The organism is Paenibacillus cellulositrophicus, assembly GCF_009363095.1.
In the GTDB taxonomy this organism is placed as follows: domain Bacteria; phylum Bacillota; class Bacilli; order Paenibacillales; family Paenibacillaceae; genus Paenibacillus_AQ; species Paenibacillus_AQ favisporus.
In genome coordinates, this window is the sequence record NZ_CP045295.1 from 671,766 (window position 1) to 696,240 (window position 24,475).

Here is a 24,475-nt window from a genome sequence, read left to right on the forward strand (position 1 = left end):
GATTGTTAGTCTGTGAATGGGATGTAAGAATGCTGCCTTTACAGTCCGATCGCCGTTTCCAAAGCCACTTCCATCATGTCGTTAAACGTAGTTTGGCGCTCCTCGGCACTCGTTTCTTCACCGGTCAGAAGGTGGTCGCTAACGGTCAGCAGGGTCAATGCATTGACGCCAAACTTGGCTGCCAGCGTGTACAGGGCTGTCGTTTCCATCTCAACGGCCAGAACGCCGTGCTCCATCAGCTTCTCAACGATGGATTTATCGTCACGGTAGAAGATATCGGAGCTGAATACGTTGCCCACATGCAGCTTCAGACCTTTTTCAATCCCTTTATCGTACGCGGATTTCAGCAGGTTAAAGCTTGCGATCGGCGAAAAATCGTATCCTCCGAATTGGTGGCGGTTGGCGCCGGAATCGGTGCAGGAAGCCTGCGCAAGGATGACGTCACGCACATGTACATGCTCCTGCATGCTGCCGCACGTGCCGACGCGCATCAAATTTTTGACGCCGTACTCGCGGATCAGTTCATTGACGTATATGCTGATCGACGGAATTCCCATGCCGGTTCCCTGCACGGAAATACGCTGCCCTTTGTACGTGCCTGTAAAACCGAGCATGCCTCTCACTTCGTTGTAGCATTGTACATCCTGCAAATACGTTTCTGCGATGAATTTGGCCCGCAGCGGATCCCCCGGTAAAAGGATCGTTTCTGCGATTTCTCCTGCCTTGGCTCCAATATGAGTGCTCATTTCGTTTCCTCCCCATAGATCATGGATTCATATATATTGTAAAATCGTGCTACTTCAGGTCTCCCAGGAAGCTGGTGCCGTATTTCGGCATCGCGACGCCAAAGTTCTCGGCCACGGTCGCACCGATATCAGCAAACGTCTTCCGCAGTGCAAGCTCACTGCCTCCATTTGCGAAGCGTGGTGAATATACCAGCAGCGGTACGTATTCACGCGTATGATCGGTGCCGCGGTATGTCGGATCGTTGCCGTGGTCTGCTGTGATGATCAGAAGGTCGTCATCCGTCATCTTGGCAAACATTTCCGGCAGACGCGCATCGTACTCTTCCAAGGCTTGCCCGTATCCTTGCGGATCGCGGCGGTGGCCGTACAGCGCATCAAAGTCCACCAGGTTCAGGAAGCTGAGTCCTGTAAAGTCCTCGTCCATAACACCGATGATCTTGTCCATGCCGTCCATGTTAGATGTAGTGCGGATCGCCTTGGTCACGCCTTCCCCGTCATAGATATCGGAAATTTTACCGATCGCGATCACGTCGAAATTCGCATCCTTCAGCTCGTTCATCACGGTGCGGTCAAACGGCTTCAGCGCATAATCGTGACGGTTGGCGGTACGCTTGAAGGATCCGGGCTGGCCCACGAACGGACGGGCAATAATCCGACCCAGCATGTACGGATCGTCCAGCGTAATTTCCCGGCAGAATTCGCAAATTTCATAGAGTTCTTTCAACGGCACGATCTCTTCGTGAGCCGCAATTTGAAGCACAGAATCCGCTGAGGTGTAGATGATGAGCGCTCCCGTCTTCATATGTTCTTCCCCGAGCTCGTCGATAATTTCAGTGCCGCTCGCCGGCTTGTTGCCGATGACTTTGCGGCCTGTCTTCTCTTCGATACGCTGAATCAACTCGTCGGGAAAGCCATCGGGGAACACCCGAAACGGCGTATCGATGTACAGCCCCATGATCTCCCAGTGGCCGGTCATCGTATCTTTCCCTGCGGATTTTTCCTGCATTTTTGTATAATACGCCAGCGGCTTGTCCGCTTTGGCAATCCCTTCGATTTCGCGGATATTGGACAGGCCGAGCTTGCCCATATTCGGCATGTTCAAGCCGCCGCGCTCACGGGAGATATGCCCGAAGGTATCGACGTCAAAATCATCGAACTGGGCGGCATCCGGTGCTTCGCCGATCCCCACGGAGTCCATAACAATCAGGTGGATACGTTTAAAGTTTGGCATAAGTTTCTATCACTCCTTCATCCTTGAGTATACATGACGCAAGTCTTTTATAGAAACAGTCCGGCGATGATCGCGGACAAGACGCTGACCAGCGTCGCCCCGTACAGCAGCTTCAAGCCGAAACGCGCGACGACGTTACCCTGCTTCTCATGCAGGCCTTTGACCGCACCAGCGATAATGCCGATGGATGAGAAGTTCGCAAAGGAAACGAGGAACACGGATACGATGCCTGTCGTGCGTGCGGACAATGCGGTATGCTTGCCGAGTTCCAGCATGGCAACAAACTCGTTGGACACCATTTTGGTGGCCATAATGCTTCCCGCTTCCACCGCTTCCTTCCATGGAACACCCATAACAAAGGCAAACGGTGCAAAGATGTAGCCCAGCAGTTCCTGGAACGAAATGCCGAAGATGCCGTCAAATATGCCATTGATCAGGGCAATCAGTGCGACGAAGCCGATCAGCATCGCAGCAACCGTAATGGCGACTTTGAAGCCGTCCATAATGTATTCGCCCAGCATTTCGAAGAAGGACTGCTTCTCTTCTTCCTGAACGACAAGTTCATCTTCTTCCTTGGTCACCTTGTATGGGTTCAAAATCGAAGCGATAATAAACCCGCCGAACAGGTTCAGCACCAGCGCGGTGACCACGTATTTCGGATCGATCATCGTCATATAGGCGCCTACGATCGACATCGAAACGGTGGACATGGCCGAGGCACAGAGCGTGTACAGCCGGTGCTTCGGCAGCAGGCCAATCTGCTTTTTCACGGAAATGAACACTTCGGATTGGCCCAGGATCGCGGAAGCGACCGCGTTATACGATTCCAGCTTGCCCATCCCGTTCACCTTACTCAGCACGAGGCCGATGTACCGGATAATAAACGGCAGGATGCGAAAATACTGCAGGATGCCGATCAGTGCCGATATGAAAATGATCGGCAGCAGCACGCCGAGGAAGAATGGCGCCTGTCCTTCGTTGGCGATACCGCCGAACACGAAATTGACTCCTTCTCCGGCATAGACCAGCAACTTTTCAAAAATACCGGAAAAGCCTTTGATCAGCACAGTGCCGACGACGGTATTGAGCAGAACGTACCCCAGAATAATCTGGAGAATGATCATGATCACCAGCGGGCGGTAGCGGATCTTCCGCTTGTCGTTGCTGGCCACGAAAGACAGGGCGAAAACAACAATTAACCCTAGTACCGCAATCAAATATTTCATAGCTGTCTCCCCAGTTGAAATTTTTTATGAAACCAAATCTATTAAGCGCTTACAGGCTTGGTATTAATAGAAACGGAAGCTTTCCGCCCGGTTTGCCATATTCCGATGTAAACCGCTTCCGTTCATTTCATGCACAGGTTACTTGAGCGCGAGACTCTTCTCTTCCTTATTAATAGGAAGCCGAGGATTGGCCGCCCTCCATAATCTTGACGCCAGAGCTAGCACCGATACGGCTTGCGCCCGCTTCGATCATTTTGTTCATGTCCTCGAGACTGCGTACGCCGCCGGATGCTTTGACGCCGATGTTCGGACCTACCGTTTGGCGCATCAAGCGAACGTCTTCCGGAGTAGCACCGCCCGTAGAGAAGCCCGTCGAAGTTTTTACAAAATCGGCTCCCGCCTTAACCGCCAAGCGGCTTGCGCGTTCCTTCTCTTCGTCCGTCAGCAGGCAGGTTTCAATAATAACCTTGACCAGAGCTTTGCCTGCAGCCGCATCTACCACCGCTTTGATGTCGGCTTCCACGAGATCGTCCTCGCCGTCCTTCAGCGCGCCGATATTGATGACCATGTCGACTTCCGTTGCGCCGCCAGCGATCGCGTCCTTCGCTTCAAATGCTTTGACGGCCGAAGTCGTGGCTCCCAGAGGAAAACCGATGACCGTACAAACCTTTACTTTAGAATCCTTCAGCTGTTCTGCAGCGAATTTGACCCAGGTCGGATTTACGCACACCGATGCGAATTCATACTTCTTCGCCTCGTCAATCAGCTTGCTGATCTCGGCCCGGGTGGCATCTGCCTTAAGCAGGGTATGATCGATCATTCCCGCCAAATTTGTCATTCTGATCCACTCCTTGATTCATAATGGGTTATTCTTTTATTTATCCAATTCCCTGGAATTGAAAAGCTTTTCTTTCAAGCTGCACGACTATCATAACACCGGCCTGAACATATGTAAATAGATCGTGAAATTATGTTCACAAATCGTTCTGCCCACTCCCGTAATGTGCGCAAAAAAAATCCGCCCTATGTAATCCGGACGGAATTCAAAAAAAGCAATCGATATGAATGGATGATTTTCTAAGAGATCAAAGCTTGCGCTGTAAACTGATCCGTGATCAAAATGTTCGCGTAATTGCCCGCGAGGGCCGCTTGAATGGCCTCCACCTTGCGTTCTCCACCGGCAACCAGAATGGACTTTTCCTTCTTTTGAAGCTCGTGAAGGTCGATACCAACCGTCCGGTTATTGATCTCTTCGCTGCAGATCTGGCCCGTTTCATCAAAAAAACGTGAACAGATGTCTCCGGCACCGGACTTCTTCAGCAGCTCCTGCTCCTGCTCGTTAAAATATCCCAGCCGGAAAAGCAGCGCGTCTTCCTTCACCGTACCGACCGTAAACACAGCAATGTTCGCCTGTTTGCCAAGCTCGATGATCCGGCTGATATGCCGGTCTTCCTCCACGATCCGCTTCAGCTCAATGTTGTCGAAGATGACCGGCAGCGGCAGGTATCTCGCTACCGTCTGGAACGCCTCCGCAAACAGGTTCACCGTCTCCGCCGCATAGGTGTTGACGTGGGAATGGCTGACACCGCCCTTCAGCTGCACGACTTCGACACCTTTTACCTGCTTGGGCGCAAGCTGAAGCGCGACAGCATGCATTGTCGTCCCCCAAGTGACCCCGATAATATCTTTGTCCTGGACGATCTCGTGGAGGAATTCGGCTGCCTTTTTACTGATATGCTTCTTGATTTCCTCGTACTGGTTTAACGGGGAATAACAGACCTGTACCGTATCCAAGCCGTATTTGCGCTTCAGCTTCCGGCCCAGCACGTTTAAATCTTCGCCAGGGTCGACAATTTCGATCCGCACGTATCCTTGTTCCTTGGCATGCTGAAGCAATCTCGATACTGTCGGCCTGGAAACGCCCAGCCGCTCGGCGATATCCTGCTGGCTGTAATCGGACTGGTAATACAGTCTGGCTGCCTCAATTGCTAATCTTTGTCTTTCAATGTCCATCGTCTTCAGCTCACTTGTCCCGCTCTCGCATGATTTGGCTTGCACTGATCCTATTATACCTCTTGTTCCCGAAAGCCCAAACCCTTTTGTCGATTGAACGGTTTTTCTGGTATCCATTTTTAACCCTAAGGTTTATTTAAGCCGCTTAACATGCTATAATTCAGTTCGCATTAGTAACGCGCAATGTCACAGTTTATTTTGGGATTCATTTCCCGTTTACATACTCTTGAAACGACAGGAGCTGGTTTGGCATGGCCCTACTTTGTTTAGAAAGCGAGTGTACCATGAACACATACTCCCCTTATTATACATTTGACCGGAAGGACTGGAAGGCGGCACAAGAGGACTCGAAGCTTCCGCTGACGGAAGAGGAATTTGAACGCCTCAAAGGCTTGAACGAGAAAATTTCGCTGCGGGAAGTGCGCGACATTTATCTTCCGCTGACCCGCCTCATTCATTTGTATGTAAGTGCTTTCCAGCAGCTTCAAGAAAAGATGAACACATTCACCGGCATCCGAGCGCCCAAATCGCCTTATATTATCGGGATCGCCGGCAGCGTAGCCGTAGGCAAAAGCACGACCGCACGCCTGCTGCAAACGCTGCTGTCCAGATGGCAGGAGCATCCGCGCGTAGATCTGGTCACGACGGACGGCTTCCTGTACCCGAACCGCGTTCTTGAGGAAAAAGGCATCATGAACAAAAAGGGATTTCCGGAGAGCTACGACATCAAGAAGCTGATGCAGTTTATCAGCGGCGTCAAATCCGGACAGCCTGCACTGAAGGCCCCTGTCTATTCGCACCTGGCCTATGATATTCTGGCGGACGAGGAGCAGCTGATCGACCAGCCGGATATCCTCATCCTGGAAGGGATTAACGTCCTTCAGGTCAATACGGAGGCGCCGGTCTTTATCAGCGACTTCTTTGATTTCTCGATCTACATCGACGCCGAAGAGCAGGATATCCGCAGCTGGTATATCGAGCGTTACCAACTGCTCCGCGATACCGCCTTCCAAGATCCAAGGTCCTACTTTCACAAATTTGCCAGTCTCTCCGAAGAGGAAGCCGTGCAGAACGCGTCGGAAATCTGGAGAACGATCAATCTGAAAAATTTAATGGAGAATATTCTGCCTACGAAGGCACGTGCCAAGCTGATCTTAAAAAAAGGGCCGGATCATCAAATCCAGCAGGTATTACTCCGTAAATAACCAGCGGCGAAGCTGATGCGGCAGCCACCAATTGACATGCCCCATCAGCTTCATTAACGCTGGAACGAGCATAAAGCGGATCAGGGTCGCATCGATCAGGATCGCCGCAGCGATACCGAACCCAAGCTGTCTGACTCCTTCCACATCCCCGGCGATAAACGGCAAAGTGACGGCGATCATGATGGCTGCCGCTGAGGTGATCACTTTCCCCGTGGAAGAGAGTCCCGCAGCTATCGCTTTTTCCGCATTTCCTGTGCGATGATACACCTCGGTCATTCGGGACAGCAGGAAAACGCCGTAATCCATACTAACCCCGAACACCAACCCGAAGATAAATACCGGGATCATGACAGCGATGCTGCCTGATCCGCCCCCCAGCATCCCATCTTGAAAAAAGTACACCAGCACCCCGAACGACGCAGTAAGGCTGAGCAGGTTCATCAGCAGTGCTTTGACCGGTATGATGATCGAACGAAAACCTGCGAACAGCACCACAAAATTGGTTATAGCCATCCAAAAAAGCACCGAAGGGAGCCTGGCTTTGATCTCTTCGCTTACTTCCAGCCGGTACTTGGCTTCTCCCCCAAGCAGTATCCGAATACCCCTCTCATTCTTTCCCTGAATTTCCCACTTCTGCAGCCATGCCTCGGTTTGCTGATCATCCATGCCTGGGCGAAGCGTTACCGACATCAACAGGTTGTCCTCACGAACGAGCGGTTGACTCGTATTCTGTGGCAGCTGCTGCAGCATTCCGGGGCTTGACAAGCCCCCCGGCTGATCATTGAACTTGGGGATATTGGAAAAGATGGAGTCAACCCGGAGCACATCCCGGTCCGCCTTCAACCTTTGCCACAGCTCGTAAGCTGCGCTCCATTCCGCTGCCGACAAAGTATCCCCGCGTCCAATCACCACCATCGGGATCATTGAGGTAAAAGGGGCGTTGAAACGGAAATCCACCAGTTCCGCACCAAGCCGTGAAGGATAGCTTGACGGCAGAGAGGCGGCATCAGGAACGGAGGTCTGCAAGTAGCGAATCGGCAGGATGCTTGTCAGCAGAAGCGCTGTGGACACCAGCGTCATCCGGACTGGCCTCTGCATGACGTAGCGGGACCATCGCTGCATCAGTCCGGGCTTGAAGGTGGCTGCTGCCGCTGCGGAACTCCGCCGAATCGGGATCACCGGTGACCATAAGGTCAAAAAGGCAGGGACAAGCGTTAAGTTCACCAAAGCCGATACAAAAACGACGACCATCGCCCCAATGGCGACCGAACGGAACATCGGCATCCGGATGAATGTAATGGCGATGAGCCCCAGGATTACGCAGGCGGCCGAATAGAGCACAGCCCTGCCAGCCTGCCTAATGGTGACCGACAGCGCCAGCTCTACTCGGCCGTTGGATGCCCCCCATTCCTCACGGAAGCGGCTGACAAGAATCAGTCCAAAATCGATGCCGAGCGCCAGGCCGACCATGGGTATGACGTTCAGCACGAAGTTGGACAGCTCCAGCTGCAGGCCGCTCCCAAGCCAATAAAGAATCCCCATCGAAACGCCCACGGCCGTGCACCCTGCTGCAATCGGGATGAGGGCATAGATCCAGCCGCCGAACGCGTAGAACAAGATCAGAAAAGCCAGCGGCAGACCGATCAGCTCCGCCCTCTTCAAGTCATGCATACTCGCCCGGTTGACATCGTCCTGCACGACTGGCTTGCCGGTCAGCGTGATCTTCACACCGGGCGGCTCGGGCAAAGCTGAGCGAATGGCGTCAAGCCCCGTCCCGGCGATCTGATGCTGGGTTTCCAACCCCAACAGGGCATAGGCGGCTTGGTTGTCCATCATCCCCTCATGCTCCAGCGGTGAAATGACGGTCAGGCTGCCGTCCACCCGCCGGAGATGTTCCAATACCGTCAGGATTCCCGATTCAAACGAAGCGCGGGAGGCTCCGGGCTCCCGTTCGAAGACGACAATGGCCGGTTCATTGGGGAGTTGGTAATCTTCCGAAAGGATCCGCTCGACCTGTGCGGAAGTTCCTTCCGTACGCAGCCCGTGATCCTTCAGGATAGAAGGCAGTGATATCGCTGCCGAACCGCACAGGACGAGTAGCGCAGTCCAGCATGCCAGCACCCACGCAGGATAGCGGAGAGCAAGTCCGGTTATGAAACGGTAAATCACCCGATTCCCTCCTCCTTTCGGCATGCGGTCTGCAGTCTAACTAAGACATCGTGTTCTTCAGCCGCGTCGCTTTGACCAATGAATCAGCGACCGGTGGGAACAGCCGGGCAAAGCCTGACAGAATCCTTCCGGCAGAGGGCCGGCCGCTGATCGCCTGCAAGTAGCGCCCTTTTCGCAAAATACCGCTGAATTCACGGTGTACCGCCTCGGTATACAGCCGCTCCCAGTCCTGCATGCTAAGCTCGCCCCGCAAATAGCGGTCGGCAAACGAGGCGCACAGAATGCCGGAGCGCAGGGCGGCGCTCATCCCGTCTCCGAAGAGCGGCGGAATCATGGCGCAGGCATCTCCGGCATGCGGAATCATCCGCCAGGGCTGAGGCCGGCGGGACAAATATACCGGCGCAGTCGAGGTCATCGTCCCGTCGGTCGGCGTTCCTTCCGACAATCGGCGGGCAAGCAGGGGATTGCCGCTTGCCGCAAAATCCAGCAGCTCCTTCATCTTCACTCCCGCGCCTTTCAACCGGTCCCGCCGCAGAAGCGCGGCCACATTAAATGTGCCCGCTTCAACAGGGGCGATCCCGATGTAGCCTCCGGGAACCAGATAAAGTTCCACGGCTTCCGTCCCTGCGAGCCCGGTCATATGCGTTTTAATCCCGATGTAGGCATGCCCGTCCTGCCCCATTTGTTCATAATCGATCAAATCCGGCCGGCGGTGACAGCCCCAGGCGGCGATCACCGTTCTCGCCTCCAGCGTATCGCTGAGTCCGCCGGTCCGGGTCCCGACGATATATCCGACTCCATCCTCACGGGCATGAATGCTTGTGACCGTCGTCGCGTCCCGTATTTCCACGCCCGCCTCCCGTGCAGCTCGGTGCAGGCCGGCATCCAGCGTATACCGGCTGATGCCCCAGCCTGTACCGGGGAGCGCTGCTTCCAGCACCTGTCCATGCCTCAGCACCAGGCGGGCCCGGTGAATCGGATTCGGCTCCATTCGCTCGACAGCCTCCGCTACACCAAGGCTGGCCAGCGTCTCCCTCGCCTCCGGAGACAGAAATTCCCCGCATGGCTTATGACGGGGAAAATACTGTCGGTCTATGAGCACGGTCTTCCACCCTTGGGCGGACAGCCGGATAGCTAAACTGCAGCCGGCAAGGCCAGCTCCGATGATGACCGCGTCCTGCATGGGAATCATCTCCTTTCGCTGTTTTATACTTTTCCCGTTTTATGAACAACGGCCACATAACGGAATAACGGCTTCCAGCTGTACAGCAAGTCCGCTTGAATATCCCGCTCCTGCAGCCGCTGTCTCAGCCTGATCCAATCGGAGGACTTGAAACCCTTCGCTACCGACAGGGGCCCGTCATGACGTATATAACGGTTGCCTGAAACCAGGTGCGCTACGACCCAAACGGCGGACCACGAAATCCAGTGCCGGTGAATATCGCTGATCACGACGCCCAGACGGGATGCCTTCAGCATCTGCCCCACCACTTCGGGAAGCCGGACGTCGTCAAAGTGGTGTAGGAACTGCGATGACATGACGATATCGGCGCTGCCATCCGGAAGGTCAAACAAATCGCAGCGTCTGACCGTAATATTTGGTACCCCCTGGTACAAGTTTCTGGCCTCCTCGCAGGCTTCTTCCGTAATGTCCACTAATGTAATCCGGACATCGACCCCGTTTCGGGCAGCCCAGCGCAGAATGCGGCGGTTCACATCTCCCGAGCCGGCGCCAATATCCAGCACCGATACCCTGTCCGGTCGGCCGAATTGACGCCACAACCGCTTGAACCCGTATAAGGATGGAGACGAAGCACCAAAGATCCGATTCAGTCGTCGCAAATGGCGCAGCGCTTCCAGCAGCTCGTCGCCGCCCGTGCTGAAGTCGTCCATGTATTCCTCTTCCACGGCCCGCCGGTTTAACCGCTTAAAGGCCGGCATACTCATAACTTGACTCCCGTTTCGTAACGAATGAAGGAACATACGTAAATCGAAGGAGTTCTGCAGTCAAGCCCGGGCCAAACGCCAGGGCCACTCCGGACCGTTCACCCTCGCCTTGTTCCCTCAAACGCTCTCTCATCCCTTGTAGTACGAACAGCAGCGTCGCCGAGGATAAATTCCCGAAGTCCCGCAGCACGTTCCTACTGAATTCGGTCTGGATGTCCTCCAGCCCGAACAAATCCTGGACGGCATCTACGATGCCCCGTCCTCCCGGGTGAATCGCCCATAACGGCGGAAGTGCTCCTCCGTCCAGCAGCCGGTCCACTTCATCCCGCAGGAACGTTCTGAGCAGCTTGGGGATATTGGGGGAGAGGTATAAATCGAAACCAGTGTCCCCGACCTCCCAAATCATTTCGTCTGCAGAATCCGGAAGGAGCACAGAATGTCCTCCGCCGAGTTGGAACCCTCCCTGTTGGTCGGCTTCATCGGAGCTGACGATGCATGCCGAAGCCCCGTCCCCAAAAAACGAAGCACCGAACAAGGCTTCTCGGGATCCCGAAGGCTGCAAGTGGATGGTGCACAGTTCGACGCAAACGATGAGCACCGTCGCGGCCGGGCTGGTAGACACGATTTGCTGTGCTAACTGAATCGCCCTCAAACCAGCGGCGCAACCTTGAAAGGTAAGCGGGATCCGCTGAATCCGCGCAGACAATCCAAGCCGATGAATCAAGGCAGTGTCTAATCCGGGAAGAAATTGACCGGTACAGCTTACCGTCAGAATGTGAGTGATTCCGGAAGCCTCCACCCCCGCATCACGCATAGCTTCTTCAGCCGCCTTCTCCGCCAAAGGGACCGATTCTCTCCGGTACACCTCCATCCGCTTGGAGGTCGAAGGGGCGGCCTGCTGCTTGTCCGTGGACAGATACGTGCACTGATCGGCAGGTTTGAGGAAATCCTCCTCACAGGTGTACCTGACCTGGACTCCGCATTGCTTAAATATTCTTTTCGCCCACCTTAGCGCGTGGGGATCTTCACTTAACGAAGCTTCGATTTTGGCAAATACGTCATCCTGGCAAAGGCGGTGAGGCGGAAGCGCCGTACCGATGCCCTGAATCAATGCCCTGCCTGCACCATGTTCACTGACCATCGTCAAAAGATCACCTCCATTCATTCATTTACGTCCCATTTACGCACATAAGCCTTAGAACAAGTATATTCACCGTAATAACGCATATGCGCCGTGAGGACAAATACCTGTTTGCCTGCTTTAGGTGGTATAAACCGGATGGATCGCTTTGTACAGAAATCTCCGACTTAAAAGGGAAAACCACCCTCCTGCTACTGATGCTTACCCGATTCCGGTCAGCGGAAAACGTGTGCACCAAAATAACGGCGTACACAAAAAGCAGGCATGGGGCTCATCCCCAATGCCTGCTTTCTACATTTTTATTCGCAATTATTCATTTTTACAGCGCTTTGTCGTCCACATTGTTCAACCAGTTCTCAATGACGCCGATTACCGAAGCAACGGTGCCGTCTTTAAACGGCGACTGCAGTCCGGCAAGCTCCACAAGTCCGGTAAAGGAACGGGATCCTCCCGCCTGGCACAGTCTCAGGTAATCCGCCCAAGCCGCTTCGCGGTCCTCGTTCATCTTCTTCCAGAACTGGAACGCGCAAATTTGCGCCAGCGTATAATCGATGTAATAGAACGGCGCCTGGAAGATATGCCCCTGTTTGTGCCAGAAGCCGCCCCGTTCCAGGTATTCGTTGTCCGGGTACTGCCGGTGCGGCAAATACTTCTTCTCGATTTCACGCCAAGCGCGTTTGCGCTCCTCCGGCGTCGCGTCCGGATTCTCATACACGTAGTGCTGGAATTCGTCAACGGATACCCCGTATGGAATGAAGAGAAGCGCACTGGACAGATGGTCAAAATGGTATTTCTCCGTGTCTTCCTTAAAGAAGTTATCCATCCACGGCCACGTGAAGAACTCCATGCTCATGGAATGGATTTCGGCCGATTCATACGTAGGCCACATGTATTCCGGTACTTGATAATGACGGCTGGAATAGACCTGGAAGGCGTGGCCGGCTTCGTGCGTGAGAACGTCAATATCACCGGAAGTGCCGTTGAAATTAGAGAAAATGAACGGCGATTCGTATTTGCTGATAAACGTGCAGTATCCGCCGCTTTGCTTGCCCTTTTTGCTGACGAGATCCATCAGCTCCCGGTCTACCATGAATTTGAAAAATTCGTCGGTTTCCGGAGACAGCTCCGCGTACATCTTCTTCCCTTGCTCCAAAATCCAGTCCGCATCCCCTTTTGGCGTCGCGTTCCCGGTCTTGAAGCTGAAATTGTCGTCATAGATCCGCAGGGAATCGACACCGATCCGCTCGCGCTGGCGTTCCTTCAGCTTCTGGGCTACGGGTACGATGTGTTCCAGCACTTGCTTCCGGAAGTTGGCCACCATGTCGGCGTCATAGTCCGTACGGTTCATGCGAATGTAGGCAAGCTCAACGTAATTTTTATAACCGAGCTTTTGAGCCATGCGCGTCCGGGTTTTCACGAGTTCATCGTAGATCCGGTCAAAATCCTGCTCATGCTCCGCCATGAAGGAATATCTCGCCTCCGACGCTCTCCGGCGCAGGTCGCGGTCCGGCGACAGCTCAAACGGCAGCAGCTGGGACAGCGTCCGCTCCTCACCTTCGAACGGAATCTTCGCAGAGGCGATGAGCTGACTGTACTCGGTGGCCAGCTTGTTATTGAGCTGCATATCCTCGATGATATCCGGATGGAAGGAATTAAGCGCCAGCTCGGCAAGCTTGAACAGTTGCGCTCCCCACTTGGCTTCGAGTTCACTTCTGAATTTGGACTCTACCAGCGCTTTATAATAATCGGTTATGTATTCTTGATAGACCGGACTTGCTTCATCGATGTATTCTTGTTCGGCCTTGTAAAATTCATCGTTCGTATCGATGGAATGGCGAATGACGGCAATCTCTGCCATGCTTTCGAATTCGCTGCGCAGCTTGTTGATATCGGACATGGCCTTGTCCTGCTCTTCAAAGGAAGCCGCCTGCTCGAACTGCTGGATCAGTTGTTTAAACCGTTGTTCAATTTCTTTCACGTCTGGCCGCTTGTATTCGTACTCGCTGAACTTCATGCATCACGCATCCCTTCTTGATTGGCTTTCGTTACCATTATACTAGAGATTCAGGCTTAGACAACAGATACGTCAAAAAAAATTTAATGTTCGTGAAAGCACTTCCCGTTAGTCAAATTTCTATAAGCTTCCCTACATGGAATGGCTATATTTTACAGATGGATCCATAGTAAGGTTCCGAGAATTGCCCAATATTAACCGCGCTTATGCTTATATCCTCGTTCTTCCCTTTTTACCATTGGTTGTGTTATATTAGTTCGTACCTAAAAATATTAGGCATCACCTAAATGGTTGAATATACATATACTGAATATACAAAGGTGGTTTGAAAGCGATGCTGATATGGATGCTGCGCCAAGTGATGGCAGAACGCGGAATTTGGACGGGAGCGGCACTGGCCCGTCTACTGAAAGACAAAGCCGGCTACGAGCTGTCTCCCCCCTCGATCAGCGCCCTGCTGAACGACAATCCGAAGCAGATAAAGGCCGATACGATGGATGCGCTGTGCACAGCTCTCGACTGCACTCCTAGCGACTTATGGCATCATACCCCATCGAACGTTAGAGGGGCCTAGACGTTTATTGAAACTGGAGGTAACAAGCATGTCGGAAAAAGAAATTCTTCCCTTCGGAGATCCGATTCTCCGCAAAAAAGCCAAACCCGTTACGGAAATAACGCCGAGAATTCACAAGCTGCTGGATGATATGGCGGATACACTGTACGCAGAAGAAGGCAGAGCCGGCCTGGCCGCACCGCAGATCGGCATTCTCCGCAGGGTGATCGTCATGGACTGCGGGGACGGGCTCATTGAGCTGATCAATCCGGTGCTGCTCGAGCACGCCGGAGAGCAGGCCGGACCGGAAGCCTGCTTATCCTACCCCGGGTATACCGGTATCGTGAAGCGGGCGAAATACGTGAAGATCAGTACGTTAACCCGTGAGGGTAAAACGATTGTAATGGAGGCAGAGGATTATTTGGCACGCTGCATTCAGCATGAGATGGACCATCTCGACGGAATTTTGTACATCGACCATATCCAAAACGGGGAGCTGTTTGTCAATCGGACGGAACGCAGAGCGGATTTGATGGCTGCCTTAAAGCTGACCCAGAACGTATAGCTGCACCTCTATGCTCTTAGTGACATCTCATCAAGTCTCATTATAAGTCCCCACATATGAAAAAATAAGGAGCTGTCCAAAGGTCATTCACGACCCGGGGACGGCTCCTTTTTATAAAGAAAAATAATGTTATTAACGGTGAGCTGTATACTGATTAGCCTTACTAAAGCTGCGAATCTGCTCGATCTCCTCGTCCGTGAGCGCCGGAGCGTCTCCAGCCGCAGTATTGTGGATCAGCTGCTCCAGGGAGCTTGCTCCCGCGATGGCCGTCGCCACTACCGGATTCGCCAAGGCGTACCGGATCGCGGTCTGCCCCATACTGCGGTCATTCTTGACAAGGCGCTGCAATTGCTCACGGATCTGGATCAGTTCGTCGGAACTGTAATCCAAGTACCCCTTCGCCACTTTCGCTCCGCCCTGCTCGGTCAGGACACCGGAAGCCACCGGTCCGCGGGCAATGACACTGATATGGTTATCGGCCAGTAAAGGCAGCACCTCTTCCTCTGGGCGGCGGTCCAGAATGCTGTACTGGCTCATGACGCTGACGATTCCGGAACGCTTTACGTATTCCCGGATCACGTTCGGACGGATCGACGAAATGCCGTAATAGCGGATCACGCCCTCCTGCTTCAGCTCCTCAAACGCCTCAATCGTCTCGTCAATCGGATCGTCCAGCGTACCGCCATGGAGCTGGTACAAATCGATATAATCCGTTTGGAAGCGGCGAAGGCTTTCTTTTACCGCAGAGCGGATATACGCTTTGGAAGGGTCCCATACCCAGCCTTCTTTACCAGGAATTCTCCGGTTTCCTACCTTCGTCGCCAGAACAACGTCCTGCCGGCGTCCGCGGATCGCCTTACCGACAATTTCTTCGTTTCTGCCGCTGTCGTAAAGATCCGCGGTGTCCAAAAAATTCACGCCCCGCTCCAGCGCCGCGTGAACGATTCGCTCAGCCTGCGCCTCATCGGTTCCCAAGGACATGCAGCCCAGCCCGATCTCGCTGATGTTCAGTTCCGATGTTCCCAATTGGTTCCTTTTCATTAATTTCACCTGTCCCTTCCCCTGAACTTACCCGTTTAAAATCAGCAAATGAATGGCGCTCAGCACGATGCCGATCACGAATCCGCAAATCGCGCCGTTGACCCGGATCCACTGCAGGTCGCTGCCGACCTTCTCCTCCAGCATGTTGACGAGCGACTGATCGTCCAGCTTGTCCAGATTTTCCCGAACCAGCACGCCGATGCGATAGTAATTGGATTCCACCAGCTGAACGATCATTGCCAGAATCCCTTGTTCCCACCGGTGGGTAAGCTCTTCCTTGGATTGCAACAAATCATGGCACCAGCGGAACAGACGAATCCATATACGCCCGCCGCGCTCCTGTTCGGCTTCCATCCACTGCAGCAGACGTTCACGCAAATGGTTCAGCTGGCCGGCAATCCATGCTTCCGCGTTCTCAGAGCTCAGCTTGTCATCCAGCCATCCCTTTACGCGGCTTTCCGTTTCCGGACTGTCGGCTACTTGGGACAAACGCTCCCGGATGCCTTTGACAACCCGTTCCCGGTATGGACTTTCCGGATTCGCCACTTCAAGCAATGCCGAGAGGATCAGCTTCTTCAGAATCGCTCCCATTTTCTCCTCGTTCATAAAACCCAGCATGGCCTGAACGGCAAAGCCCTTCATTCCTCCAAGCTGAAGCTCGTCCAGTTTGGCATGCGCCAGCTTGCCGAGCATCATTTCGTTGTCCGGGTTGTTCACCCATTCTGCGGCATACAGCAGTCCGTAGTCCAATACCTTCTCGTCCAACTGGTGCGCTTCCGTCTCTTTGACCGCACGGTTTAACAATTCGGTGATGTTCCGGCTATGAATGTACCGAAGCACCATGTCCCGGATGTGCGGGGCCGCTTTCTCCAGCGGCAGTTCGCGAACAGCCTGCTCCAGCGAAGACAGGAGCTTCATGCGGACTTCTTTCCGCCGAATCAGCTTGAACAGCCCGGTCGACACAGACTGGAACAGCTTCATCTGCCGAAGTCTGGACGTGATGCTTTCCTTATTCAGAAGTTCGGTTTCCAATGCGGAAATGAGCGAATTGACGATTTTGTTGCGGTTTTTGAGCAGCAGCGACGTGTGTGGGATCGGAATCCCCATCGGATGGCGAAACAAGGCGGTGACCGCAAACCAGTCGGCAAATCCGCCGACGAGTCCGGCTTCAAAGCCTCCCAGCAGCAGCTTAACCCACGAATTTTGCGGCAGGAAAAGCATGACGAGAAAGCCCGCACCCATAACAGCCAGGGAATACCCGGCCAAATATCTGGATTTCAATCTGCATACCCCCATATGTACATATACCATGATGGCGTCGATTCGACTTGCTTCAATGACCGATCACGCTATCAAACTATTAACCATATTGTAGCCCATTTGTTTCGTTTACAGCCGAAAAACCCGGGCTCGCGAAAAACTCCCGGCTTCCCGGGAGTCTGCTGTCTGCACATCATGATTCCAGATGTCCGTTAACAGGGCATCAGGAATAAGACTGCTTCGGCTCGCGGCGGAAGATCACGGACAGAATAATGGCCACGATGCCGATATTAATCGCGATATCCGCGATATTCATAATGCCTGTCATGCGGCCGAGGACGATAAAATCGGTAACCTTGCCAAACAGCACCCGGTCGATCGCATTGCCGATCGCCCCGCCGACGAGAAAGCCCGTAGCCAGCTCCATCCATGTCCCCTTAAGCACGCCTTTGGTCCGGTAATAGATAATGACGGCCGTAACAAACACCGCAAATACGACAAATAACTTGCCGTAGCCCTGGAACGAGCTGAACGCGGCTCCGGAATTTTGGTAGTACTCAAAATGAACGTACGGGTCAAGAAAAGGCCTCGAACCTCCGACGACCATGGATGAGCGGACCCAGAGCTTGCTCAGTTGGTCGATCGCAATGACGATCAGCGATATGATGTAAAACATAATAATGATGCACCTCTTTCCCTCTGCGTCCGTTGTCTCATTTCCCCTTGTTCAGCGAAAGAACAAAACGGGTAGAGACGCCGATGCCGACCCTTTCTAATGGAGCCATGCAGCATGCCTGTATGTCCATTATGCGTCAGATCGCTCTGCGTACACAAGTTTGACTCCGATCCTGCAGCTGCTGGCTGCCACGAACTTGCCTCAATCCCCTCCAGGGACGGCTACATCCGGGCTGAACACCGGCCGCGAATCCATTTCCCCCGGGCGTACCGGGTAGAGCGTTCCGTTCAGCGCAAAGGATACCCTGCCCGTCTCCTCTGAAACGACAAGGATCAGCGCATCGCATATTTCTGACAGCCCCAACGCGGCCCGATGACGGGTTCCAAGCTTCCCCTCGCGCAGCGCTTTGGAAACCGGGAGCACATTGCCGGCGGAGACGATTTGGTTCTTGTCGACCAGCACCGCCCCATCGTGCAGCGGTCCCCCCGGATAAAAAATCGATTCCAGCAGGGTATGCGACACGTCTGCCCCTACCCGTATGCCGGAATGCACCAGCGGCGGGAGCGCATCGTTTCTTTTGACGACGATGAGCGCCCCGTGATTCCGCTCCGACAGATGCTGCAGCGCCGTGGACAATGCTACGTAGCGATCTGTATAAGGCGACAGATACGCATTCAGATAATAGGATGCGGCCGTCATCTGCATGTCGGTAAAGACGCTGTGGATCTGCTCAAACTCATTCAGAATGCAGCATTCCTTCTGGTCGATCGTCGCCAGCATGCTCTCGATTTCCGCCTTAATAGTGGACAGGCTCTTTTTCAGATGGACCTGTATCGTTTCAGACAGACCCAGCTCATCTTCATTGTTCACGTCGGCTCACCTTTCCTTATAGCTTAAAATATAGACTGCTCCGTCCAGCCTTCCGACTATTCGCCGTCTTCCATCGTATCCATCGCGGCATCAAGCAGCGCATCAAACAGGTCATCGTCCTCTTCCAGCCGCGCATCGGCCTGAAGCATCTCCTCTTCGCTGCCCGATTCGTCCGCATAGTTCAGGCTGTAATCCCAATCATCGCCCTTCTTGCTGAAAAAGGTAACCTCATACTTGGACTTATGTCCCTCCAAAGTAAAAATGGTGTGCCCCACGTAGTGTCGTTCCTCGTCCAGCTTCATCCCGGCTTCGATAATTGTAAAGTCCATGAATCCATTGCTCCTTCTAAGTGGTGTATTTGATACTATAGTATACCATGGAGGCGGCTGTTTCCATCAAACGGCAGAGCTTAGGTTTTCATTATGCGGAACAATTTAGTACAATACTACTTGTGTCAGTTGATAACCAGTATCTGGAGGGATGAATCCATGACCGATTTCATCAGTCAATTAAACAAATATGCCGATCTTGCCGTCCGTGTAGGCGTCAATGTCCAGAAAGGCCAAAAGCTGGTCGTCAACGCATCGATCCAGTCGGCGGAATTTGTCCGCTTAATCGTGGAAAAAGCGTATGATGCGGGCGCCAAGCTCGTCAAAGTCAATTGGAGCGACGAAATCGTTACCCGTCTGCAGTATGAACGGGCCGACGATGAAGTCTTCGCGATTCCACCAAAATGGTTTGCAGGGGAAATGATCGAACTCGTGGAAAACGGGGCAGCCGTGCTGCACGTGATTGCCGAGAACCCGGATTTGCTGAAGGGGATCAAGCAGGAACGGATCGCCATGAACCAAAAAACACGCGGCCAGGCGATGGCTCCTTACCGTGCTTACCAGCAGGCAGACAAGTTCAGCTGGTCGATCGTGGCTGTCCCTTCGCCGGAATGGGCTGCAAAGGTGTTCCCTGACGCTCCCGAATCTGAACGGGTGCAGAAGCTGTGGGAAGCGATTTTCCATACGGTGCGCATCGATCAGGAAGACCCGGTCGGTGCCTGGAAGCAGCATCTGGCCACGCTGGAGGATAAATCGAACATCCTGAACGCCAAAAAATATAAGAAGCTCCACTATATCGCACCGGGAACCGATCTGACCATCGAGCTTCCGGAAGGACATATTTGGGCAGCCGGCGAGAGCATCAACGAGAAAGGACACAGCTTCGTCGCCAATATGCCGACCGAGGAAGTGTTCACAGCGCCGTTGAAGACGGGCGTAAACGGCACGGTGCGCAGCACCAAGCCGCTGAGCTATGGAGGCAACATCATCGACAACTTCTCCATTACGTTTGAGAATGGCCGGATCGTAAGTGTCAGCGCCGAACAGGGACAGGAAACGCTGGAGCATCTCGTCGAAATGGACGAAGGCGCGCACTACCTCGGCGAGGTCGCGTTGGTTCCGCATCAATCACCGATTTCCGAGTCGAACATTTTGTACTTCAATACGCTTTTTGACGAAAACGCCTCCAACCATTTGGCGATCGGCAGCGCCTACGCCTTCTGTGTTGAAGGCGGCAAGGACATGAATCAGGAGCAGCTTGCTGAGCGCGGTCTGAACACAAGCGTGACCCATGTCGACTTTATGATCGGCTCGGGGGAAATGGACATTTTCGGCGTTAACGCTGACGGTTCGGAAGAGCCTGTATTTAAAAACGGAAACTGGGCATTTTAAGGACTGACTCCAATCGGTCCATTAATGCTGTGAATCCTTGTTCTGCATACGATGAAATATTGGAGCCGCAAGAGCCTTCCTGGAGCGATGACAGGAGGGCTCTTTTGTAGTCAGGTGTTTTTTTTATCCAGTGGTTAATTTATAATGGGGAAGAATTGAATACATATGTGGAGGTAGAGCCTATGCTCTCGTTCGAAGAGAAATTAAACAATTATGCCGAGCTTGCCGTCAAAATCGGCGCAAATGTGCAGCCCGGACAAACGCTGGTCGTGAATGCAACGATTGACGCCGCCCCGCTCGTTCGCCTGATCGTCCGCAAGGCGTATGAGATCGGCGCCAAGCTCGTCAAAGTCAATTATACCGACGAGGCGGTCACCCGGCTCCGGTACGATCTGGCACCGGCGGAATCTTTCCTTGAAGCTCCGACCTGGTATGCGGGCGAAATGACCGAGCTCGCTGAGAACGGAGCCGCTTTCCTGACCGTTCTCTCCTCCAGTCCCGACCTGCTCAAAGGAGTAGAGCCTGGAAGAATCGCCGATTATCAGCGCACCTACGGTCAGGCGATGGCGAAATACCGCCAGTTTCAGCAGGCGGATAAAATGAGCTGGACGGGCGTTGCCTTCCCTTCCCCGGACTGGGCCGCGAAGGTGTTCCCGGATGCGCCGAAGGATCAGCAGGTCGGCAAGCTGTGGGACGCCATCTTCCATGCGTGCCGCGCGGACCGCGAGGATCCGATCGCCGCTTGGGAAGAGCATATCGATACGCTGCAGAAAAAATCGGATGAGCTGAACGCCAAAAAGTATCAAAAGCTGCATTTTACGGCGCCGGGCACGGATCTGACGATCGAGCTACCCGAAGGCCATATTTGGGCGCAGGCGGGCAGCGTCAATGAGCAGGGTACGGCGTTTGTCGCCAACATCCCGACCGAAGAGGTGTTCACCGCTCCGCTCAAAACCGGCGTGAACGGAACCGTGAGCAGCACCAAACCGCTCAGCTACGGCGGCAACATCATCGACCGCTTCACGCTGACATTCGAAAACGGCCGTATCGTAGATTACAAAGCGGAAGAAGGCCAGGACACGCTCGCACGCCTGATCGAGATGGACGAAGGCTCCCACTACCTTGGCGAGGTAGCCCTTGTTCCGTTCCAGTCTCCGATTTCACAAAGCAACATCCTGTACTATACGACTTTGTATGATGAGAATGCTTCCTGCCACCTGGCAATCGGCAGCTCTTACGCCTTCAATATACAGGGTGGTAAGACGATGTCCCAGGACGAGCTTGAGTCCCAAGGCATGAACCAGAGCATCACACACGTCGACTTCATGATGGGTTCTTCCGAGATGAACATTACCGGAATCACCCATGATGGCAAAGAAGAGCCGGTGTTTGTCAACGGAAACTGGGCATAATTCACTGGTAGCACCCCTCACGGCCGCATGACCGACGGGGTGCTTTTTTGTGTTTACAAAATGCTGCCCCCTCCCTACCTCCCGTTCAGGTATAATCATGGATTCCATTTGACGCTCCCGGATGCCGGTGGTACGATTTGTACGAATTCACCTACCATGGAGAGGAGCAGTTTGATGATATCCATAGATCTTACGGGGAAAACCGCTTTGATCACCGGCGCCTCCGGCCAGCTTGGACGGGTCATGGCCCGTACACTGGCCCGTGCCGGGGCCGATGTGGCCGTCCACTACCGCGGCAACGAACAGAAAGCGCTGGAGCTGAAGCAGGAAATTGAGGCGCTGGGCCGGCGCTGCATCGCCGTTCAAGCCGATATCACCGATGCCGAAGCGGTTACGGCGATGAGAGACCGCCTGCTGGGAGAGTGGCAGGCCATTGACATCGTTGTCGCAAACGCTGTCATTCAGTATGAATGGACCAGTGTGCTGAATCAGCCGGTCGAGGATTACCGGAGCCAGTTCGAATCCTGCGTGCTGCAGAACGTGCTTTTGGCCAAAGCCTTCATCCCGGCCATGATCGAGCGCAAGCAGGGGCGGATGATTGGCATCAACACCGAGTGCTCCATGCAGAACTTCCCCGGCCAGTCCGCTTACGTTGCCGGCAAGCGCGGTATGGACGGCGTGTACCGCGTGCTTGCGAAAGAGGTCGGCGAGCACAACATCACGGTCAATCAGGTCGCTCCCGGGTGGACCATCAGCGACCGCGACCGGGAGAACAACACCGAGGTCAGCGAAGGGTATTCGAGCAGCGTTCCCCTCAAGCGCCGGGGCACCGACCAGGAAATTGCTAATGCGGTATTGTTCCTGGCGTCCGACTTGTCGAGCTTTATCACCGGGGCTTACATTCCGGTGAACGGCGGCAACGTCATGCCTGCCATTTAGATGCTACATACTAAACTTTATCAAAGTGAGTACAGTAAAAGGACAGCCGGATGCTGTCCTTTTGCTTTTTGTCATATATCATTCCTATTTCCTTTATGAAAAGACGCTGCTACAGCCTGCCGTATGCCCGCAGTGTGATCAGCCGGTTGACCGTGATCAGCCCCCGCCACTCCGCCCCATTACCCGGACTGATGGATGGGAAGGACACCTTCCATCCGCCATCGGCCTCCTGCTGTTCTTCCAAATCGTCCAGGTGACGCTCGATATCCGCCGGAGAGATCAGCTCCGCGGCGTAGCTGGCCGGAACAGGCGCCCAGTCCAGCACTTTATGGACATAGCCTTCCGCGCGGGGGTCAAGCTCGATGACGCCTGGCTGGCGGAGCCATTCGTTCAGCTCCTCCTGCATCGCTGAGGCCTTTCCCCGATCGGGAGCATATTTCAAAAAGGTAATGCATTGGTGCAGGTCATGATAATCCGTCTGATCTGCCTGGGGAATCCGGTTCCAGATGAATTCCGCACTTCGCGTGAACCATTCCTCTTGCTTGAAATCGTTCACAGCCGTCTGCCTGTATAGCAGACCGAGAATATTACCGGTTGGATTCAGCGATGGCTGCTGGTCGTCCTCCGTTATCCACCAAGGCGCATGCGGAGCGTCATTAACGGACAGCAGTGCCCGGGGGAAACCGCCTGTGGCCGGGACGGTAATCGATTTGAGATATGACGCGATCCCCGCGATGATATCCGCATCAAACCGGTTCGCCTCGTCCATGATCCAGAGTGCCTGCTCCACCGCTACAGGCTGGCTTGCGGATGTACGCATGTCAGGCTCCAGGGCATTGCCGAACCCGCCGTCAGGGTTTTGATAGGCTTTGAGCGCAGCAATAACCCCATCCGCGGAACCTCCTTCAAACCCCATTTCATAACGCCGCCGGTCCAGCAGCCGCGCGTTGGCAAGCACGAATGCTCTGGCTTTTTCCAGACGGGCTGACCTTCCTTCCTTTGCTCCCATTAACAGTTCCTCCTTTAATTCTGATTAACGGATGCCGAACGCTTTATGCATGTACGCTGCTGCTTCCGGTGTACATACATGCTCCATTTTAAACTTCAGCTCAGACTGCGCCTGCTCCCTCGTTCCCCGGAATCGCTCGATACCATACTGACGCATCCAATCCTCTGTCGTCTGGTAGGAGGTGCTGCTCCAGCCGTTTTTCTCTCCGAGCAGGTTCCGCTTCTCCTTGACACCGGAAATGACGATGGCGAGCTGCCCCTGCAGCTCCGCCAGCGCTTGATCAAACTCCTTTTTCCGGTCCGGTGATTTCATGCCCGCGCGGGCCCGCAGCTCCCTCGTCTCGATCCCTTCGTCGTCTCGGATCAGCTGGTACAGCTCCCATGCCGGCTTGGATAGCAAGCCGTCCCGGTAACGTTTCTCGGGATCCTCTTCACTGCCAAGCAGCCGCAGCACCTGCGGAAACCAATCCGCCGCGATCAGCACCGCCTTCTTTTTGATGAATTTGCCGTAAGCCGCCGTCCCGTCGCCGGGAAATCGGGCGCGCCACAGCCAGGGATCCCGTTCGGTTCCCGTATGCCAATTCTCCTTGGGAGTGACCCCGTCCAGGGATGGATGTCCCGGAATCAAGCCGGCCAGCGGCAGGATGCCGACACGGGCGATTAAATCGCACGCGTCCTCGTACCGTTCGATGTGCAGCGGTTTTTGTTCATTTTCCTTAAGCATCTGATCATCTCCTC

23 protein-coding genes are annotated in these 24,475 nt (G+C 54.0%); 6 read left to right on the forward strand and 17 right to left on the reverse strand.

Going from position 1 to position 24,475, the window contains the following annotated elements; all coding sequences use genetic code 11:
• Nucleotides 1–38 precede the first annotated feature (38 nt).
• The 5 genes from deoD to GCU45_RS02980 form a co-directional block, all read right to left on the reverse strand.
• The gene (gene deoD, locus GCU45_RS02960; protein WP_076171689.1) at nt 39–746 is read right to left on the reverse strand and encodes a purine-nucleoside phosphorylase; all 708 of its coding nucleotides are present in this window, start codon (nt 744–746) and stop codon (nt 39–41) included.
• Between the two features lie 49 nt (nt 747–795).
• Nucleotides 796–1,977 (reverse strand): phosphopentomutase, encoded by a 1,182-nt coding sequence (gene deoB, locus GCU45_RS02965; protein ID WP_152398011.1) that lies wholly within the window; start codon nt 1,975–1,977, stop codon nt 796–798.
• Nucleotides 1,978–2,024: 47 nt separating this feature from the next.
• The gene (locus GCU45_RS02970) at nt 2,025–3,203 is read right to left on the reverse strand and encodes a NupC/NupG family nucleoside CNT transporter (protein ID WP_152398012.1); all 1,179 of its coding nucleotides are present in this window, start codon (nt 3,201–3,203) and stop codon (nt 2,025–2,027) included.
• A gap of 169 nt (nt 3,204–3,372) precedes the next feature.
• A complete protein-coding gene (deoC, locus tag GCU45_RS02975; RefSeq protein WP_145024503.1) occupies nt 3,373–4,041 on the reverse strand; it encodes a deoxyribose-phosphate aldolase in 669 nt (222 codons plus the stop codon).
• A gap of 239 nt (nt 4,042–4,280) precedes the next feature.
• The gene (locus tag GCU45_RS02980; protein ID WP_076171822.1) at nt 4,281–5,216 is read right to left on the reverse strand and encodes a DNA-binding transcriptional repressor DeoR; all 936 of its coding nucleotides are present in this window, start codon (nt 5,214–5,216) and stop codon (nt 4,281–4,283) included.
• A gap of 284 nt (nt 5,217–5,500) precedes the next feature.
• On the opposite strand from GCU45_RS02980, the gene coaA reads away from it, so the two are divergent.
• On the forward strand, nt 5,501–6,421 hold the full coding sequence (gene coaA, locus GCU45_RS02985) for a type I pantothenate kinase (RefSeq protein WP_152398013.1): 921 nt from the start codon (nt 5,501–5,503) through the stop codon (nt 6,419–6,421).
• Here coaA and GCU45_RS02990 read toward each other — a convergent pair.
• The 5 genes from GCU45_RS02990 to GCU45_RS03010 all read right to left on the reverse strand — a co-directional run bounded on the left by GCU45_RS02990 (nt 6,407) and on the right by GCU45_RS03010 (nt 13,692).
• The gene (locus GCU45_RS02990; RefSeq protein WP_244364411.1) at nt 6,407–8,590 is read right to left on the reverse strand and encodes an MMPL family transporter; all 2,184 of its coding nucleotides are present in this window, start codon (nt 8,588–8,590) and stop codon (nt 6,407–6,409) included. The genes coaA and GCU45_RS02990 overlap by 15 nt on opposite strands.
• A 40-nt stretch (nt 8,591–8,630) precedes the next feature.
• Nucleotides 8,631–9,773 (reverse strand): NAD(P)/FAD-dependent oxidoreductase, encoded by a 1,143-nt coding sequence (locus tag GCU45_RS02995; RefSeq protein WP_167527070.1) that lies wholly within the window; start codon nt 9,771–9,773, stop codon nt 8,631–8,633.
• A 23-nt stretch (nt 9,774–9,796) separates the two neighbouring features.
• On the reverse strand, nt 9,797–10,531 hold the full coding sequence (locus tag GCU45_RS03000) for a methyltransferase domain-containing protein (RefSeq protein WP_152402745.1): 735 nt from the start codon (nt 10,529–10,531) through the stop codon (nt 9,797–9,799).
• A complete protein-coding gene (locus GCU45_RS03005; RefSeq protein ID WP_152402747.1) occupies nt 10,518–11,678 on the reverse strand; it encodes a type III polyketide synthase in 1,161 nt (386 codons plus the stop codon). Before GCU45_RS03005 ends, GCU45_RS03000 begins: the two co-directional genes overlap by 14 nt.
• Before the next feature lie 319 nt (nt 11,679–11,997).
• Complete coding sequence (locus tag GCU45_RS03010; protein WP_152398015.1) at nt 11,998–13,692, reverse strand: M3 family oligoendopeptidase; 1,695 nt, start codon at nt 13,690–13,692, stop codon at nt 11,998–12,000.
• 334 nt (nt 13,693–14,026) lie between these two features.
• On the opposite strand from GCU45_RS03010, the gene GCU45_RS03015 reads away from it, so the two are divergent.
• Both GCU45_RS03015 and def read left to right on the forward strand, forming a co-directional pair.
• Nucleotides 14,027–14,266: a helix-turn-helix domain-containing protein gene (locus tag GCU45_RS03015; protein WP_152398016.1), complete on the forward strand. Its 240-nt coding sequence runs from the start codon at nt 14,027–14,029 to the stop codon at nt 14,264–14,266.
• Nucleotides 14,267–14,294: 28 nt separating this feature from the next.
• The gene (gene def, locus GCU45_RS03020) at nt 14,295–14,810 is read left to right on the forward strand and encodes a peptide deformylase (RefSeq protein WP_152398017.1); all 516 of its coding nucleotides are present in this window, start codon (nt 14,295–14,297) and stop codon (nt 14,808–14,810) included.
• Between the two features lie 132 nt (nt 14,811–14,942).
• Here def and GCU45_RS03025 read toward each other — a convergent pair whose 3' ends face one another.
• From GCU45_RS03025 to GCU45_RS03045, 5 genes are all read right to left on the reverse strand, one after another.
• A complete protein-coding gene (locus GCU45_RS03025) occupies nt 14,943–15,851 on the reverse strand; it encodes an aldo/keto reductase (RefSeq protein ID WP_152402749.1) in 909 nt (302 codons plus the stop codon).
• A 27-nt stretch (nt 15,852–15,878) separates the two neighbouring features.
• Nucleotides 15,879–17,132 (reverse strand): DUF445 domain-containing protein, encoded by a 1,254-nt coding sequence (locus GCU45_RS03030; protein WP_167527071.1) that lies wholly within the window; start codon nt 17,130–17,132, stop codon nt 15,879–15,881.
• 202 nt (nt 17,133–17,334) lie between these two features.
• Nucleotides 17,335–17,787 (reverse strand): signal peptidase II, encoded by a 453-nt coding sequence (gene lspA, locus GCU45_RS03035; protein ID WP_221223914.1) that lies wholly within the window; start codon nt 17,785–17,787, stop codon nt 17,335–17,337.
• Between the two features lie 201 nt (nt 17,788–17,988).
• Nucleotides 17,989–18,657, reverse strand: coding sequence for a sporulation-specific diadenylate cyclase CdaS (gene cdaS / locus GCU45_RS03040; protein ID WP_152398020.1), 669 nt, complete (start codon nt 18,655–18,657; stop codon nt 17,989–17,991).
• 56 nt (nt 18,658–18,713) lie between these two features.
• The gene (locus GCU45_RS03045) at nt 18,714–18,986 is read right to left on the reverse strand and encodes a hypothetical protein (RefSeq protein WP_152398021.1); all 273 of its coding nucleotides are present in this window, start codon (nt 18,984–18,986) and stop codon (nt 18,714–18,716) included.
• Between the two features lie 159 nt (nt 18,987–19,145).
• On the opposite strand from GCU45_RS03045, the gene GCU45_RS03050 reads away from it, so the two are divergent.
• The 3 genes from GCU45_RS03050 (at nt 19,146) to GCU45_RS03060 (ending at nt 22,729) form a co-directional block, all read left to right on the forward strand.
• On the forward strand, nt 19,146–20,378 hold the full coding sequence (locus tag GCU45_RS03050) for an aminopeptidase (protein WP_152398022.1): 1,233 nt from the start codon (nt 19,146–19,148) through the stop codon (nt 20,376–20,378).
• A gap of 182 nt (nt 20,379–20,560) precedes the next feature.
• Entirely contained in the window at nt 20,561–21,790 is a 1,230-nt protein-coding gene (locus GCU45_RS03055) for an aminopeptidase (RefSeq protein ID WP_152398023.1), read from the forward strand.
• A gap of 174 nt (nt 21,791–21,964) precedes the next feature.
• Complete coding sequence (locus GCU45_RS03060) at nt 21,965–22,729, forward strand: SDR family NAD(P)-dependent oxidoreductase (RefSeq protein ID WP_425281254.1); 765 nt, start codon at nt 21,965–21,967, stop codon at nt 22,727–22,729.
• Between the two features lie 109 nt (nt 22,730–22,838).
• On the opposite strand, the gene GCU45_RS03065 is transcribed toward GCU45_RS03060, so the two are convergent.
• Both GCU45_RS03065 and GCU45_RS03070 read right to left on the reverse strand, forming a co-directional pair.
• Nucleotides 22,839–23,738: a hypothetical protein gene (locus GCU45_RS03065; RefSeq protein WP_152398024.1), complete on the reverse strand. Its 900-nt coding sequence runs from the start codon at nt 23,736–23,738 to the stop codon at nt 22,839–22,841.
• Nucleotides 23,739–23,762: 24 nt separating this feature from the next.
• Entirely contained in the window at nt 23,763–24,461 is a 699-nt protein-coding gene (locus GCU45_RS03070) for an AlkZ-related protein (RefSeq protein ID WP_152398025.1), read from the reverse strand.
• Between the last annotated feature and the right edge of the window lie 14 nt (nt 24,462–24,475).

What these genes read in the sequence shown, in the direction of transcription:
- coaA (WP_152398013.1), top strand. Translation starts at nt 5,501, where the DNA reads ATGAACACATACTCCCCTTATTATACATTTGACCGGAAGGACTGGAAG.
- GCU45_RS03000 (WP_152402745.1), bottom strand. Translation starts at nt 10,531, where the DNA reads ATGCCGGCCTTTAAGCGGTTAAACCGGCGGGCCGTGGAAGAGGAATAC.
- deoB (WP_152398011.1), bottom strand. Translation starts at nt 1,977, where the DNA reads ATGCCAAACTTTAAACGTATCCACCTGATTGTTATGGACTCCGTGGGG.
- lspA (WP_221223914.1), bottom strand. Translation starts at nt 17,787, where the DNA reads ATGTTTTACATCATATCGCTGATCGTCATTGCGATCGACCAACTGAGC.
- GCU45_RS03005 (WP_152402747.1), bottom strand. Translation starts at nt 11,678, where the DNA reads ATGGTCAGTGAACATGGTGCAGGCAGGGCATTGATTCAGGGCATCGGT.
- GCU45_RS03010 (WP_152398015.1), bottom strand. Translation starts at nt 13,692, where the DNA reads ATGAAGTTCAGCGAGTACGAATACAAGCGGCCAGACGTGAAAGAAATT.
- GCU45_RS03070 (WP_152398025.1), bottom strand. Translation starts at nt 24,461, where the DNA reads ATGCTTAAGGAAAATGAACAAAAACCGCTGCACATCGAACGGTACGAG.
- deoD (WP_076171689.1), bottom strand. Translation starts at nt 746, where the DNA reads ATGAGCACTCATATTGGAGCCAAGGCAGGAGAAATCGCAGAAACGATC.
- GCU45_RS02970 (WP_152398012.1), bottom strand. Translation starts at nt 3,203, where the DNA reads ATGAAATATTTGATTGCGGTACTAGGGTTAATTGTTGTTTTCGCCCTG.
- GCU45_RS03065 (WP_152398024.1), bottom strand. Translation starts at nt 23,738, where the DNA reads ATGGGAGCAAAGGAAGGAAGGTCAGCCCGTCTGGAAAAAGCCAGAGCA.
- deoC (WP_145024503.1), bottom strand. Translation starts at nt 4,041, where the DNA reads ATGACAAATTTGGCGGGAATGATCGATCATACCCTGCTTAAGGCAGAT.
- GCU45_RS03050 (WP_152398022.1), top strand. Translation starts at nt 19,146, where the DNA reads ATGACCGATTTCATCAGTCAATTAAACAAATATGCCGATCTTGCCGTC.
- def (WP_152398017.1), top strand. Translation starts at nt 14,295, where the DNA reads ATGTCGGAAAAAGAAATTCTTCCCTTCGGAGATCCGATTCTCCGCAAA.
- GCU45_RS03055 (WP_152398023.1), top strand. Translation starts at nt 20,561, where the DNA reads ATGCTCTCGTTCGAAGAGAAATTAAACAATTATGCCGAGCTTGCCGTC.
- GCU45_RS03060 (WP_425281254.1), top strand. Translation starts at nt 21,965, where the DNA reads ATGATATCCATAGATCTTACGGGGAAAACCGCTTTGATCACCGGCGCC.
- GCU45_RS02995 (WP_167527070.1), bottom strand. Translation starts at nt 9,773, where the DNA reads ATGCAGGACGCGGTCATCATCGGAGCTGGCCTTGCCGGCTGCAGTTTA.
- GCU45_RS03015 (WP_152398016.1), top strand. Translation starts at nt 14,027, where the DNA reads ATGCTGATATGGATGCTGCGCCAAGTGATGGCAGAACGCGGAATTTGG.
- GCU45_RS03045 (WP_152398021.1), bottom strand. Translation starts at nt 18,986, where the DNA reads ATGGACTTTACAATTATCGAAGCCGGGATGAAGCTGGACGAGGAACGA.
- GCU45_RS03025 (WP_152402749.1), bottom strand. Translation starts at nt 15,851, where the DNA reads ATGAAAAGGAACCAATTGGGAACATCGGAACTGAACATCAGCGAGATC.
- GCU45_RS02980 (WP_076171822.1), bottom strand. Translation starts at nt 5,216, where the DNA reads ATGGACATTGAAAGACAAAGATTAGCAATTGAGGCAGCCAGACTGTAT.